General features: G+C 45.4%; 10 protein-coding genes. 8 read left to right on the forward strand and 2 right to left on the reverse strand.

Features of this window, described 5'->3' with window-relative positions; genetic code table 11:
* From BK120_RS25820 to BK120_RS25840, 5 genes are all read left to right on the forward strand, one after another.
* Positions 1-834 (forward strand): carbohydrate ABC transporter permease, encoded by an 834-nt coding sequence (locus tag BK120_RS25820; RefSeq protein ID WP_076270382.1) that lies wholly within the window; start codon positions 1-3, stop codon positions 832-834.
* 22 nt (positions 835-856) lie between these two features.
* Positions 857-2,650, forward strand: coding sequence for a glycoside hydrolase family 66 protein (locus tag BK120_RS25825; RefSeq protein WP_076270383.1), 1,794 nt, complete (start codon positions 857-859; stop codon positions 2,648-2,650).
* A 217-nt stretch (positions 2,651-2,867) separates the two neighbouring features.
* Positions 2,868-4,631 (forward strand): cache domain-containing sensor histidine kinase, encoded by a 1,764-nt coding sequence (locus BK120_RS25830; protein WP_076270384.1) that lies wholly within the window; start codon positions 2,868-2,870, stop codon positions 4,629-4,631.
* A gap of 55 nt (positions 4,632-4,686) precedes the next feature.
* Complete coding sequence (locus BK120_RS25835; protein ID WP_076270385.1) at positions 4,687-6,234, forward strand: response regulator transcription factor; 1,548 nt, start codon at positions 4,687-4,689, stop codon at positions 6,232-6,234.
* An 18-nt stretch (positions 6,235-6,252) separates the two neighbouring features.
* Entirely contained in the window at positions 6,253-7,512 is a 1,260-nt protein-coding gene (locus BK120_RS25840; protein WP_076270386.1) for an extracellular solute-binding protein, read from the forward strand.
* Positions 7,513-7,656: 144 nt separating this feature from the next.
* Here the strand turns inward: BK120_RS25840 and BK120_RS25845 are convergent, their stop codons facing one another.
* Positions 7,657-10,992, reverse strand: coding sequence for a DEAD/DEAH box helicase (locus BK120_RS25845; RefSeq protein WP_076270387.1), 3,336 nt, complete (start codon positions 10,990-10,992; stop codon positions 7,657-7,659).
* A 257-nt stretch (positions 10,993-11,249) separates the two neighbouring features.
* Here BK120_RS25845 and BK120_RS25850 point away from each other — a divergent pair, with 257 nt between their 5' ends.
* Both BK120_RS25850 and BK120_RS25855 read left to right on the forward strand, forming a co-directional pair.
* Positions 11,250-12,224: an aldo/keto reductase gene (locus tag BK120_RS25850; RefSeq protein ID WP_076270388.1), complete on the forward strand. Its 975-nt coding sequence runs from the start codon at positions 11,250-11,252 to the stop codon at positions 12,222-12,224.
* Positions 12,225-12,406: 182 nt separating this feature from the next.
* Complete coding sequence (locus BK120_RS25855; protein WP_076270389.1) at positions 12,407-12,757, forward strand: hypothetical protein; 351 nt, start codon at positions 12,407-12,409, stop codon at positions 12,755-12,757.
* 113 nt (positions 12,758-12,870) lie between these two features.
* Here BK120_RS25855 and BK120_RS25860 read toward each other — a convergent pair whose 3' ends face one another.
* Positions 12,871-13,215, reverse strand: a complete 345-nt coding sequence (locus BK120_RS25860; RefSeq protein ID WP_076270390.1) for a hypothetical protein — start codon at positions 13,213-13,215, stop codon at positions 12,871-12,873.
* Between the two features lie 157 nt (positions 13,216-13,372).
* On the opposite strand from BK120_RS25860, the gene BK120_RS25865 reads away from it, so the two are divergent.
* A complete protein-coding gene (locus BK120_RS25865) occupies positions 13,373-15,337 on the forward strand; it encodes an AraC family transcriptional regulator (protein ID WP_256711026.1) in 1,965 nt (654 codons plus the stop codon).
* Position 15,338: the final 1 nt, after the last annotated feature.

Genomic DNA, 15,338 nt, shown 5'->3' on the forward strand with positions numbered 1-15,338 from the left:
ATGAAAACTAAATGGCATATTCAGCTTCTAGTTTACAGCATTATCGTGCTTGGAGCGTTGGCTTTTCTATTTCCCTTCGTATATATGATTATGACGAGCTTCATAAAAGGGGCATACTCGCTGCCGCGGCCTAAGGAAGTATTCTCTGTCATCCCAAACCTATATAATTACCAGCTAGTATGGAGCAAAAATAATTTTGCAAGGTATTTCCTGAACAGCTCGCTCGTTACCATCGTGTCTATGACAGGAAGTTTGTTTCTCGGCTGTTTAACCGCCTACGGGTTTGCCAGATTTACGTTTCCGGGCAAAGAGTTTCTATTTCGAATGTTTCTTCTGACCATGATGATTCCCGGAGTGATCAACATTATTCCACAGTTTCTAATTATCAAATCATTTGGTTTGGTTAACACCTACTGGGGGCTATGGTTAATTTATATCGGCGGCGGTGTTGTTGGCAGCACGTTCTTCTTGCGTGGATTCTTTCAAAGCATTCCGAAGGAGTACGAGGAGTCCGTGTTGATCGATGGCGGTGGCAGCTGGCGCATTTTCTGGAATATTTACCTGCCTCAGTCGATGCCGGCGATTGCGACGCTTGCAGTTCTTTCCTTTCAAGGCACATGGGAGGAGTATTTCACGGCTCTAGTCATTATTAAGGATGAGGCGCTTCGGACGCTGCCAATTGCACTGCTGATGTTCAACGATAAATATGCGACAAACTATTCATGGGTATTTGCTGCTTCCATTATAGCGCTCATTCCGACGATCATCCTTTATATTATTTTCCAAAAAAGATTCGTACAGGGTGGATTTAACGAAGGCGGAGTGAAGGGTTAAATCTAAAAACAGGAGCTATCAAATGAAACGGAAAAGAAATCGAAATAGAATAAGTTCATCAGTCATTGTTGTCATTACCTCTTTTATGATTCTTGCTTCCGGCTGCAGCGAGCAGAAGGAAATAAAGGCGGAGCTTGTGAATAGCCAAGGTATAATAAGTCGCTTGTCGACCGACAAATCGGCTTATCGTCCCGGCGACAACGTTCATTTTACGTTGGATTTGGCTAAAACGGAGTCAAAAGCGAAGGTGATTGTCCAGTATCGCCATCTAGGGGAGAAGATCGCTGAGCAAGAAGTCAAGGTGGACGGCAATTCATTGGAATGGGATTGGACGCCTCCAAAGGAAGATGGCCGAGGTTATATGGCTGAGGTTTTCTTTGCAACGAAGGAAGAAGTGAAGGATCATCAGAACATCGCAGTTGACGTGTCCACAGACTGGAGCAAATTTCCTCGTTATGGTTATTTGGCGGACTTCCACAGCATGAATGGGGAAGAGATGGCAACAGTAATCGAACGTCTGAATCGGTTCCATATTAACGGCGTTCAGTTTTATGATTGGCAGTATAAACATCATCAGCCTCTGAAGCTGGAAGGCAATCAACCAGCGTCGGAATGGCCGGATATTGCAAACAGGCCTGTCGCCTTGGATACAATTAAAGGCTATATTGACCTTGCGCACAGCAAAAACATGAAGGCGATGAACTACAATTTATTGTTCGGGGCATATGAGGGGGCAGAGGCGGACGGCGTCAAAAAAGCGTGGGCGCTGTACAAAGATCCTTCGCAAGCGAATCAGGATAAGCATCCATTGCCAGACAGCTGGGCCAGCGACATTATGCTCTATGACCCAAATAACGTGGAGTGGCAAAACTATCTGATCGATAAAGAAATTGAAGTATTTAACCAATTGAAATTCGACGGCTGGCATGTTGATCAATTAGGCGATCGCGGAGCGCTTTGGAATGCCAAAGGAGAAAGTGTAAAGCTGGCGCCTGGCTATGTATCATTCCTGAAAGCAGCCAAGGAGAAGCTGGATGTCGACTATGTAATGAACGCTGTCGGACAGTATGGGCAAGCCTTTATGGCTCCTCAAGCACCTCTCTCATTCCTATATACCGAAGTATGGGACGGGCATCCGAAGTATGGCAACCTGAAGGGGATTATCGATCAAAACAACCAGTTTAGCAAAAATAAGCTAAACACGGTGCTTGCTGCTTATATGAACTATGATTTGGCAAACGCGAGCGGCGAATTTAATACGCCAGGTGTTCTGCTTACAGACGCAGTCATCTTCGCATCCGGCGGATCCCATCTAGAGCTTGGGGAAAATATGCTGGCCAAAGAGTATTTCCCTAATCGAAATCTCTCCATTCCAGCTGAACTGGAAGAGCAGCTTATTCGCTATTACGATTTCCTTGTCGCTTATCAGAACATTTTGCGAGATGGAGTAGAGGAATCTGAACTAATCGTATCAAGTACAGGGGACACAAGTGTTTCCGCTGCTCCAGAGCAAGGCAAAATATGGTCCTTTGCGAAGCAGAAAAGCGGAAGCGACATCGTTCACTTCATTAACTTCACTGGTGCTAAAACGATGGAGTGGAATGATAGCAAGGGCGAGCAAGCTGTACCTAATGAGCGTAAAGAAATAGACATTTCCATTGAGACAGAGCGTGAAGTTGCAAGTATCCTATTCGCCTCACCAGACTATTATCAAGGATCACCTATTAAGCTGAGCTTCAAGCAGCAAGAAGGCAAGGTTACACTTAAGCTTCCAGTCCTGAAATACTGGGATCTACTAACCATTAATTACAAGTGAGGTTGCAATAGCAGGCATAAACAAGCGATACGAAAGATAGTTTTCGTGCGCTTTGTTTTGTACACTGGTATGAAAGCGCTTGCCGATATAAAAGTAATGCATGGGAATGAATGGAGCGAAGCCAGCATAGCTGCGCTCCTCTACTATAAAACCTTCTATTTTAATCGTGTTGATTTAGGTAAACTAGGAGTATCTTCTTTAACAAGGTGGGCAGCTTATGGCGCGCTTCGAGAAAATAACGAACCGATTTGCTTCAAAAATGATTTTAGCGTTTTTACTCATTATTTTGATTCCGACCACTTTATCGGGTTTCTCTTTCTATTTGGAATCTTCCGCGCTTGTAAAACGAAATGTTAGAGCATCTACCGTCCAGGTTACCAAGCAAACCGCAGATGCCTTGTCTTCTATTTTCAACGCGGGAAGCGACACATCCGATTTAATATACAGTGATTTGAAGGTGCAAAAATCAGCGATGCAATATACCTTGAGTCCGCTTAGCGAGCAGATCGAGATGACGCAATCATTAAATACGCTGCTTAATAACGTCGTTTATTCAAGCTCATTTGTAAGAATTGTTTATATCATTAAAAGTGGGGGCATCGGCTGGGGGAGCGGCACATTTTCTACACCCAAACTGCGAAAGGTTGACTTGAATTATCAAGAGTGGGTAGCGGAGTCGAAAAAGCAGGATGGCGGGTTCGTATGGCAGCCGATGCGGAAGGATCCTTTTAGCGGCGGCGGGGAAAATACTGATCTTGTTCTCCCGATCAGCCGTGCGTTAAAAGACTTTGAATCGCTTCAGCAAATCGGCCTGCTGGTCGTTAATTTAAATGGCGAGGCCATTATTAATACGATTAAGCAAGTGAAGCTGGGGGAAACCGGACGTTATATGGTCGTTAACCCCAAAGGTGAAATTATGATCGATGCGGATCTTTCACGAATTGGTCAAATTGTGGAGGATGCCAAACTGCATGAGTTGATTGTACATAATGATGCAGTTGAATTCGAGTACGCCAATAAGGGCGTCCATTATTATGGCGTAAAACAGCTGCTAAGCAATGGTTGGCTGCTGGTTGGCACAGTTCCTACGCTTGAAATAACGGGGGCGCTGGATAAGCTGCATACACGTATTTTAATAACCTCAGCATGCTTCGCTTTGCTTGCGGTGCTCGTTGGTCTTATCATCGCGAAGAAGGTTACGAAACCTATCAAGCAATTAACGTTAGAGATGAGGAGAGTTCAGCAGGGAGATCTATCTGTTCGAACAGCGTTAACGTCTACAGACGAGATTGGGCTCATGAGTAGGCATTTTAATAAAATGCTGGATGAAATTGAACAGCTGATGCTACGAGTGGAGCAGGAGCAAAACGAGAAGCTTGAGGCCGAGGTGCGTGCGGTCACTTACCGGATTCATCCGCATTTTCTCTACAATACGCTTAGTACGCTCAGATGGCTGATTCGAGCAGGAGAGATGGAGCGAGCCGATCAAGGGCTAGCGGCTCTAACTAGACTGCTTCAAGCGAATATGGGCAAGAACGGGCAAATGATTACACTTGCGGAAGAGCTGGAGATCATTCAGAAATATATCGTTATTTTAGAAATGCGGTATGAGCAAAAATATGCTTTGGCTATAGAGGTACAGCCTGGGGCGGATCAAGTGAAAATTCCAAGGATGCTGCTTCAGCCGCTCGTTGAGAATGCGATCTTCCACGGCTTCGTGCCGCTTAATCGCGGAGGAGATATTACGATTAAGGTGACAGAGCAGCAGGGAGAGTTGCGGATTGTGATCCATGATGATGGCTCAGGAATATCAGAAGAGAAGTTGAAACAATTGAATGCAAAGGAAGGTATGACGATAGCAGGCATAGGAATGAAGCATGTTTATGATTCCTTAAGGCTTTATTATGGCGCAGGCTCGGGCATATCTGTTACGAGTGATATTGGACTCGGTACTCATATTCATATCGTCATCCGTTTATAAAGCTAAAGCTTCCGAGTTCAGATATTGCTGCCTACAACTTCGAGGAGGAAATGACGTGAACGATTATGTTTTGATTGTGGACGACGAGCCGATTATTCGAAACGGGCTTAAAAACTTCATAAATTGGGATGAGCAAGGGCTGACCTTAGTGGGAGATTGTGCAAATGGCCTTGAAGCATTTGAACGGCTTCGATCTCAGCCTATTGATATTTTGATAACGGATATTAAGATGCCAGTTATGGATGGCCTGGAGCTAACGCGAAAGGCGCTGGAGGTTAATCCGCTAACCAAGGTTATCCTAATTAGCAGCTACAATGAATTCGAATATGTCCGTGAGGGGATGAAGCAGGGTGCTGTCGATTACTTGCTTAAGCCGTCACTGGAAGCGGGGGAACTCATTGCTGTACTCGTGCGATGTAAAGAAATGCTGCAGCAAAACCGCAGACAAGTCGTGCAAAATCAACAGTTCGATGAGCAATTGGTTTTCCTTGCGAGAAGACGTTCTGAGCAGGAAATCATACGCTTGCTCGCAACCAGCGAGTCTGAATCTAAATTAGTTGATCTTTTTGATCAGCCAAATGACCGCTACGTTTGTGCTTTTGTTATATCGGATGGTCTAAACGAGTGGCGGGAACGATACGGGGATTTGCATATTAGCATCATGTATGAGGATATGCAGGCTTTATTTTATGAGCAATTCCAGTATGGCAGTGCGCCGATTTTGATAGGAGAAGGTCTCTTTATGATCTTACCTCTTGTGGGGAATGCAGAAGGTGAGCTTGAGCGCTTCAAGAACCGGGTTGCTGCTGAACTATCGACCTCAACTTCTATTGGTTACTGTGTGGAGCAGGAAACAGAGCGGGTGGAAACAGGACTCAGAAAAAGCCGAGCTGCAGGGGAACGAAGATTTTTTGAAGGTACGGGCAAACTCTTTGCCTATGAACAAATACCGGATGAGAGCGAAGCGGGGTCTAATTATGAGAGAATGAACATGCAGGTTATGGTTGAGCAATTTCGCACCGAGGACCATACAAAAACAGTCATCGATCGCTTCGTTTCAAGCTGGACGAAGGGTGCTCAAACACCGGAGCACGTAAGAAAAGAAGCATATGAGCTGCTCTCCGCCTATGCTTTTGTGAACGGAGGCCCAAAAACGCTATCAGATTTCCGAGAACACATTTGGCGCTGTGAGACGGTTGTTCAGCTCGAATCGACTATCCGTCAATTGTTTGAGGAAATGGAGCATCCCAATCAGCTAAGGTTGGCTGATAAAGGCCATAGCGGACAGTTAATCACTAAAGCCATCGCCTACATTAAGCTCCATTACAGAGAAGATTTAACACTGCAACAAGTAGCGGATAACATACATGTAAGCAAAAGCTATTTTTCGAATTTGTTCAAAAAACAGGCAGGTCAAAATTTCATCGATTATTTAATCGATTTGAGGCTGCATGAAGCAAAACGGATGCTGGTTAAAAACGAGTACAAGATTTATGAGGTAGCTGAAAAATCCGGTTTTAACGATGTGAAATATTTTAGCAAGCTGTTTAAAAAGATGACTCAGATGACACCTGTAGAGTATCGAGATAAGCATCAACAATAGTTGATGGAGGAGATTGCCATGCTTATAAATAGGCTGATAATAATAGTGTGTTTACTTGCAATCAGCTCAGGCTGCAGCCAGCAGTCTATTCTTACAAATGACAGCAAGGTCGAGAAGTTAACAAATACCGAGAATACGGAGCTCGAGTTCTGGCATACGTACAGTGATCAAGAGACTCGAATTTTGGAGGATATACTTATTCCTGCGTTTGAGGAGGCGTACCCCGCTATTCACGTCGTTCCTGTTCGGCAAAGCAACAATATGGAAATGAAATACACGCTCATCTCCAAGGCATCTTCCAATAGAGCGCCTGATGTAGTGCGTATGGATATTGTATGGGTGCCTGAGTTTTCCCAAAGCGGATTGCTGCTACCCCTGAGCGAATACGATGATTTTGGCAAAATAACGCAATCGCTGCAGAGCAATACAGGCTCAGCAGGTTATTATAAGGGTGCCCAATATTCTCTTCCCGTTAATATGAACACGAAAATTGCTATATTTAATCGTACATTGTTGGAACAGGCGGGCTTGTCAAAGCCGCCTGCAACTTTCCAGGAAGTGATTGATCTTGCTAAAAAACATCGATTCATGATTGGTATAGGGGGGCTTGAGTCGTGGAAGAGCTTGCCTTATATTTATGCGCTGGGCGGACGTATGACAGATGATTCATATTCGAAGGCATCCGGCTATTTGAATGGAGAAGCGACAATCAAGGCGGTTGAGCAGCTTTTATTGCTATATAAAGAGCAGTTGATTGATCGTACGGTTATTAACGGCGGCGGAGATAATTGGGAGGGGGTAAAGTCAGGAAAAATATTGGTCACAGATGATGGACCTTGGTTTTACAGCGTTTTTCAAGGCGAAGAGCTGGAGAGGGCGATTAACACAACAATAGCAGTTCCGTTTCCGCCGGTTTTTGGTCCTGCCTCCATATTGGGAGGAGAAGATTTAGTCATTATGAAGGGCTCGAAAAACCCATTGCAGGCCTGGACATTTATGAAATGGATGGTCAATACGCAATCACAAATTGCAATGTCGCAAACAGGCATAATTCCGACTAACTTGAAGGCCAAAGAGATAAAGGCGCAGGGTGAATCCTTTATTCATCCATACACGGAGGCGCTTGATCATACATTTCTTCGTCCGCCAGTGAAAAGGTATAGTCGAATTGACGCTACTTATATAAAATATATGACCAAAATTTTTCAAGAGGAACTTTCGGTTAAACAGGGATTAACGGAAGCAGCCGCTGAGATTGATCGTTTGTTAAAGCAGTAAAATAGATTGATCCTCTAGACGAGACATGTTGTATGCAAAAAAAAGTAGGAATCTATTTGTGATTCCTACTTTTTTTATTTCGAAGCGGCAGTCTGCTCCTTAACGGAGCTGAGCCATGCACCTTTAATATGAATTGAATTCACATCACTCAATCATCAGAATTTCACGAATATCCTTTTCCGATAGAGAGGATAGAGCCTCCTGACCAGGCTGGATAACCTCGTCAATCAGGTTCATTTTCTTTTGCTGAAGCTCATACATTTTGTCCTCGACCGTGCCTTGCGTTACGAGCCGGATGACCTGTACGACGTTTTTCTGTCCAATGCGATGTGCACGATCCGCTGCTTGCTGCTCGACGGCGGGGTTCCACCAAAGGTCGTAGAGAATAACAGTGTCGGCACCCGTTAGGTTTAGTCCAGTGCCCCCGGCTTTTAACGAGAGCAGGAAGAGGTCACGCTCACCGTCGTTGAATCGATTACAAAGCTCGACGCGCTCGGAGGCTTTTGTTTGCCCGTCCAAATAAAAATGAGTAATGCCTCGGTAACCCAGCTCCCGTGCGATTAGGCCGAGCATCTCTGTAAATTGTGAGAAGATGAGCAGCCGCTTGCCAGCACTCTGGCATTCCTCGATAATTTCGAGGAGCTGCTCAAATTTGGCGGAGCTTCCTCGGTAATCTTCTACGAATAAGGCAGGATGGCAGCAGAGCTGGCGAAGCCTTGTTATTCCAGCCAAAATTCGAATTCGATTTTGCTGGAAACTTTCATCGTTCAAATGCTTCACTGTCTCCTGCTGCAGCTTGGCTAGGAAGCCAACATACAGCTGTTTCTGTTCAGGCAGCAGCTCCGATGCTTGAATCGACTCGATTTTGTCAGGCAGCTCCTTTAATACATCACTTTTCAGCCTGCGCAGCAAGAACGGACGAACCCGCTTGGCGACAGCTTCTCGCGATAGCTCATTGAAAGCTTGCTTGCTGGGAAATAACGCAGGGAAAACGGCTCCGAAAATAGACCAAAGCTCCTCCAGCGTATTTTCCACGGGCGTGCCGGTCAATGCGAAGCGATACCCGGCATCAATTGCCTTAACGGCTTGCGCGGTTTGAGTCGTATGGTTTTTGAAATATTGCGCCTCATCCAAAATCAGCGTGTGGAAGCTTTGCTTCATATAATCTTTAATATCTTTGCGCAGCAAGGGATATGAAGTTATGATCACATCCGCCGAAGAATCGCCTGTCAGCAGGCCGCTGCGCTCTGACTTGGTGCCATCGGCAATAACGGCGCGAACCTCTGGTGCGAATTTTTTCAGCTCATTCAGCCAGTTGTAGGCGAGTGAAGCAGGAGCAACAATTAATGCAGGCTGCTCTCGCTTCCGAATCTCCGGCAGTACGGAGACGACAAATGTGATCGCCTGCACTGTTTTCCCGAGCCCCATATCATCGGCAAGAATGCCGCCGAAATGGTAATGGGCAAGCGTCTTCATCCATTGATAGCCATACTGTTGATAATCCCGCAGCACGTTCGCGAGATTGTCCGGCACTGGGAAATCCAAATTGTCGGGGTTACGCATGTTTTCCAGCAGCCGGCGGAACGATTTGCCAAGTCTTACCGCATTTCCGTTCTCATGTGAACCAATGAGATGCAGGCCGCGTGCTGTAGGTATCCGAAATTCAGATCCTTGAATATCGCTCTGGCGCAAGCCGACTTCATTTAAGAAATGGATAATTTCTTGAAACTCGGCGCCATCAAGCGGCAATAACGAGCCGTTTGGCAAGCGGTGGTATTTGCGCTGCACTTCAAGCGACTTCAGCAGGTTCCGAATTTCCGATTCAGGAATGCCGTCCATATCGAACTTGAATTCCAGCCAGTCTGTACGCTCATCTACATTAATCGTTACTTTTGGCGCTGCATGCTTAGTCACAATTCGCACTTTAACAGCAGAGGTAGCGTACACGGTCAGCAGCTTCTCAAGCCGCGGGATGATATGGTGCAGAAATTCGAATTCCGAATCCTCGTCCTCCATGAAATAGCCGCCCTCTGTTTTGGCAAAGGGAACCAGCTCCATCAGTTCGAGAATGAGCCGCTCTTGTTCTCCGTCCCGCATGAGAATGCGATCAGTACCGCGTGATTTCTCGCTTCCTTCTAAAGGATTAATAATAATGTCGCCATATTGGAACTCAAGCCCTGCGACCAGCCGATCCCTTACTCGGTCCAAGTAAAGCTTCGCTTTAAGCTGCGTTTGCAGCACGCGGTCAGATATTGATTCCGCAATTCCGACACTGCCCAGCTTCATTAGTCCCGGGATGACCCTTTCCATAAACGGCTCCATTTGCGCAGGGGCAATATGAATCTTTGGCTTGCGGGAAGTGTCGAGCAGCTGCTTCATCTCCATAAGCCGTGTGCAAGATTCCGGTTTCAGCTCGATCAGCTTGCCGTTTGTGATAACCAGCTCATAATCTTCCATGATGATGATCTGATCAAGTCCCTGAATATCCAATTGATAGCCGTCGCTCGTCGCTTGATCAAACGCAAAATGGAGCGGGAGCGCTTCGTCACTCCGTTCAATGCCATGAAACGTTTGATTGTTATAGAGCAGCTGTACGGTCGGTGCAGCAGTTAGCAGAGGAAGCGTCTTCTCCCATGAGGAGGGAGGTACAAGCAGCATACGGTCTCCGCCGGCCGGAGCCTCTCTTAGAAATGAGCGGGACAGCGATTCCCTGAATATCTTTTCATTTCGGTAGATTTGAATAAGCCTCGCAAGCACCGCATCATTCTCCTGCTGAAAGCTGTGAACGGCTGGATCATAGGTGAAATGTTTCGAGAAGACGTAAGGCTCCCGCCGATCGACCTTTTCCAGAAATTCTCGTATTTGTTGTACGATATATAACCGTTTTGGGCCAACCTTAAGCTCAATGCCGAACATATGCTTTCGGAAGCCGTAGGGGAAAAGCTTAACAGAAATCTCTACTTCCAGAGTGGTGCGCATGTCCAAAAGCGACCGGCTTCCGCTTGTGCGAATCGGACGGTGGCTGAACAAGCCTAACATGCCGTTAGCCAGCCGAGTATCGGCTGCTTCTAACCCCGCATGCGCCGCATATCGATTACGGAGATGGGTTGTATCTGCTTCGTCATCATCATAGTAAGGCCTATCCTCTGGATGAAGGAGTGAGGGATAGATACGGGCAGGAGTATCATACTCATTTTGAAAATGATGAATTTGCAGCAGCGCCGCAGCAACATGCTGGCAATACTTATCGTAGGTGCTGAAAGCGAGACAGGAGCACTCCGCTTCGACGTCTCCATCCAGGTCAATATCAATCGTAACCTCATAGCGATGGTTGCCGATTACGATAGCTTTAAAGCTGCTTGCCTCAGGACCTCGGTCCGCAAGCGTAACTTTTCCATCTTTATAGTAGGCTTCGCCGCGTTCGTAGAAGGTATCGCCGCATAGCAGCTTAATGACTCGCTCGGACAACTGTACGCTCATGGTATGGTTCCTTTCCGCTAGCGGAACGCTTGTTCCGATGTGTAAGTTAATTCTTATCATATCAGAATATGTACAGCAGGTCACAATTCAAAATGTGGGCATTGTGCTTTTGAAATAAAAGCCTAACATGAAACAAGGTTATTGCTAGCTCTATTTTTGATGTGGTCTAGGCAGCTCTTACTGAAATCGAATGCAATCAACGGTATAATGTAGGAAAAGAAGCTAAGCTTGATTATGGGAAAAGGAGCTGGACAACCATGCATTACCGACGACTTGGAAATAGCGGCCTCAAAGTATCCGCGCTCGGTTTAGGTACCAACGCTTTTGGCAAACGCGCAGATTATGAGGCTTCAAAACAAATCATTCATAGCGCGATAGACAATGGAATCAACTTTATCGATACAGCCAACATCTATGCAGCCACCGAATCCGAAAAAATTATTGGGCAGGTGCTTGAGGGACAGCGTCAACATGTTGTTTTAGCTACAAAAGCAGGGCTAGTTCGGGGAGCAGGCGTAAATGAGCGCGGCTCATCCAGATTTCATTTGCAGACGGAATTGGAACAGAGCTTAAAACGTCTAAAAACCGACTATATCGATCTATATCAAATTCATACGTTTGATCCTGAAACACCGCTTGAGGAAACACTTCGAGCGCTAGAGGATATGGTACGCTCTGGCAAGGTGCGCTACATCGGAGCTTCCAATTACTTTGCGTGGGAGCTGATGAAGGCGCTCGGAATCAGTGATCGGCTTGGGATAAACCGCTTCGTATCGACACAAGTAAGCTACTCCTTAGCGGATCGAACGCCGGAAAACGAGCTGGTTCCGATGTGTCTAGACCAAGGCGTAGGCATCATTCCGTATTTTCCGCTGGCAGGCGGCATTTTGTCAGGGAAATACAGCGCAGCCGAGCAAGCGCCAGAGGGCTCTCGCGCTCAGACCGACCCGAGTTTCCAGCGATTTATCGATACTAAAACCATTGCGCTAGGTGAAAATGTAGCGAAGCTTGCGGGACAATTGGACTGTACGCCAAGCGTATTATCACTCGCGTGGCTCATGCATCAGCCTATCGTATCTACAGTCATTGTGGGAGCGACAAAGGTGGAGCAGCTCAAAGAAAACTTGAAGAGTGTATCCTTGCAGCTGACCGCAGATACAGAAGAGGAATTGCAGAAGATTAGCCGCCCATTCCGTACGGGTGAACCTTTTGCATGGTATCGCTTGCCGTAGAGATTGACACAACAGGTACCCACATGCAAAACACTTTGAAAAAGGTGCATAGCTTGTGGGTGCTTTTTTGTATCGAAGTCTTGTTATTGTTGCATTCGTGGGAAAATTGTAGATGCGGCCTTGTTTCATCTCTATCCGATTTGTTTTATAAGTTATTATCGAATAGGAGGAGAGTGAGAGGCATGACGGAGAAGCAAACCTATTATGTATCGATTTCTGGAAAGCGGGTCGAGCCTGAACCTTCCATCAATGATCAGTTAACGGTAACAGCAACGCAGGCGGAGATCAGCGAGCTTCAGCAGCTGCTCGACCAAATTCAGCGGGATGATGAAAAAACACAATTTCGCGCACCAATCCCTTATAAATCAGCTGATAATGACAAAGCAACCGACAAGTTTAATGAGGATATCATCAAGGTGTACGAAGCTGTGTACGCGTTAGGCACGGCAGAAACGAGAGATCATATTCGCCAAATGAATATTTTAAACAAGCTGCACGACTCTGATTACGACTATCCCGGATATGAGCGTTAAAACGGTAAGCCGGTAAACAGATAAGAGGCTGTCACTATAGGCAAATTGCCTTAATGAGACAGCCTCTTTGCTTTTGAATTGGATAAATGATGAAGAACAATGGTTTATTCAGATTAATATTGATGCCGCTCTAAGTCGTCTACGTAGTCCTTGGCCTCTTTGAGGCTGACGCCACTTTTTTTTCTAAATTCTTTGATTGCTTGAACTCTCTTTCCCGAAGCAACCAGCATGCGTAATCTATCATCGATATTTATAGGAATATTTTGGCGGGGCAGTCCGGGTGAGGAAGGAGGGGAATTCAGGTTTGGCTTGGGTGATCCCGAAAAATCCGAGTGATTGTTAGCCCGTTGAAGCTCCAATTTTATTTCGTCAACCTGTCTCTGCAGGCTGAACACTTTCAGCCCAAGCAGGACGGATAGAACTAATGCACTCACAGCAACAATTTCGATCGTTTCCATTACGAATCTCCCCCTCCTATTTTGAAAACCTATTATAACATAATTACAATTATTGCAAGGGTGATTTCGAGATGCGGAGCAAGAATGTTTTGATAATGAGAATGATTATTAATATAATAAGAGAGGTGGAAATTGTATATAGACATGGAAGGTGAACATGATGACATTACAGGAACATATACCATTATGGAATCATGCTGCTATAAGGGTGCTTGATGTTCGTCGGTCTATTTTGCGATCGGGTGAGAGTTTGCAAGGCTTCCGATTGCCAGCTAGTGCCTTCTTATTCACTGCTGCTGGTGATGCAAAAATTCTCATCGACGGAATGGAGCATATGGTGAATCGTTTTTATATGTGCCATGCCGGAAAAGGCGCTACGATTGATATTGTGCAAGTGAATGAAAAACTCGATTATTATTTTATTTTTTACAAAGCAGTCCTCGTTTTACCAGCTCGTAAAGAACTGTTAAATGTATATAGAGACAATAATCCTTTTCAAATGCAATATGGTTTTGCCCCTGCCTATCCGCTAGGTCTTCTGACGAGAGTCGAGCAAATGTATTCGCACTGGAGGCTCGATATGCAATTGGAAAGATTTCATGTGAGAGCGTTGTTTCACCAATTGGTATACGATCTTATGAAGCAGCTCCATGCCGCTGAGGGTACAGCCAAGACTCAGCCGGATTACGTCAGCCAAACGATTCGCTTCATGGAGGAACGTTATGCTGAGACGATCAGTCTTCAAGAATTGGCGAGTACTCTTCATTGCAATGAGAGAAAGCTGCAGCGATTATTTAAAGCGCAGCTTCGGATTGGGCCACTGGAGTATCTCATTCAGGTTCGAATGGATCATGCGCAAACGATGTTATTGAATACGAATATGCCGCTTAAAGCCATTGCAGAATCAGTAGGTTATGGTGATAGTTATTATTTTAGCCGAGCCTTTAAGAAGCATATTGGCGTTTCTCCTCTTTACTTCAGAAAGCACCGTCGGATAAGTTCATCCTCTATGTCGCAAAATTCCATTGTCGCAGCTAATTCTCTCTCGTATGATAGTGATTGTGATAATCATTATCAACAATTAGACGGAGGAGTTATACGGATGAATAGGAGTAAGAGGTCGATTTTAGCGGTTAGCTTGATGCTCAGTTTAATTTTATTGTTGAGTGCATGTTCGACGGGAAATAGCACGGGAAACAATACGGGAGGGGCTAGTCCAGCTGGAGCTGAATCTAGTGCAGCTTCTACAAATACAAATGTATCGCAGACAGCGCAACAGGCGTATCCTGTTGTTATTAAACATATGAAGGGCGAAACAACGCTGGAGCAGCGCCCACTTAAAATTGCGGTGCTTGATACAAAATTTGTGGATCAATTGGTAACTTTAGAAGAGCAGCCAGCGGGCAGTGTAAAAGCTGCTGCAGATAAAACAGACTTCCCAGCTTATTTAATGGATAAGCTGAAGGATGTTAAATTGCTCGGTACAAGGGATGAGCCCAACCTTGAGGCCATTACGGCCATGGAACCCGATTTAATTATTTGTACGGAATTCCAAGAAGAAGTGTATGAGAGCTTGTCCAAAATTGCTCCAACGATCATGCTCGAATTTAATGAGGATTGGCGCGTCACATTAGATACTTTTGGAAAAATTGTAGGGAAGTCTGAAGAAGCGAAGGCTGTCTTGGAGGCCTACAACGAGAAAACAGAGAAGCTGAAGGTAGAGCTAAAGGCTAAGCTAGGAGATCAGACTGTTGCATTAGCGCGTCCACGTGATGAGGGGATACGGATACATACACCAATCCACCGTACAGGAGCTATTTTATACAATGATTTAGGCTTGAATGCCCCAGAATCGGTTTTGAAGGAAAAGGATACCGCTTATGAAATTGCATTAGAGGCTTTCCCGGAGGTTGGCGCTAATCATTATTTCCTCGTAAAAGATGATATGTTCAAGGCGGCAGTGGACGAAATCCAGAAGACGGAAACGTGGAAAAATGTTGAAGCTGTGAAAAACAATCAAGTCTATGATGTGGATTCAAACATATGGATTGCCTATTATGGCCCGATTGCCATTAATATGATTGTTGACCGGGTAGCAGAAATTTTCCTTGGTAAGGCTTAAC

It is taken from the genome of Paenibacillus sp. FSL A5-0031, assembly GCF_001956295.1.
Lineage (GTDB): Bacteria > Bacillota > Bacilli > Paenibacillales > Paenibacillaceae > Pristimantibacillus.

What these genes read in the sequence shown, in the direction of transcription:
- BK120_RS25860 (WP_076270390.1), bottom strand. Translation starts at nt 13,215, where the DNA reads ATGGAAACGATCGAAATTGTTGCTGTGAGTGCATTAGTTCTATCCGTC.
- BK120_RS25830 (WP_076270384.1), top strand. Translation starts at nt 2,868, where the DNA reads ATGGCGCGCTTCGAGAAAATAACGAACCGATTTGCTTCAAAAATGATT.
- BK120_RS25820 (WP_076270382.1), top strand. Translation starts at nt 1, where the DNA reads ATGAAAACTAAATGGCATATTCAGCTTCTAGTTTACAGCATTATCGTG.
- BK120_RS25865 (WP_256711026.1), top strand. Translation starts at nt 13,373, where the DNA reads ATGATGACATTACAGGAACATATACCATTATGGAATCATGCTGCTATA.
- BK120_RS25850 (WP_076270388.1), top strand. Translation starts at nt 11,250, where the DNA reads ATGCATTACCGACGACTTGGAAATAGCGGCCTCAAAGTATCCGCGCTC.
- BK120_RS25845 (WP_076270387.1), bottom strand. Translation starts at nt 10,992, where the DNA reads ATGAGCGTACAGTTGTCCGAGCGAGTCATTAAGCTGCTATGCGGCGAT.
- BK120_RS25840 (WP_076270386.1), top strand. Translation starts at nt 6,253, where the DNA reads ATGCTTATAAATAGGCTGATAATAATAGTGTGTTTACTTGCAATCAGC.
- BK120_RS25855 (WP_076270389.1), top strand. Translation starts at nt 12,407, where the DNA reads ATGACGGAGAAGCAAACCTATTATGTATCGATTTCTGGAAAGCGGGTC.
- BK120_RS25825 (WP_076270383.1), top strand. Translation starts at nt 857, where the DNA reads ATGAAACGGAAAAGAAATCGAAATAGAATAAGTTCATCAGTCATTGTT.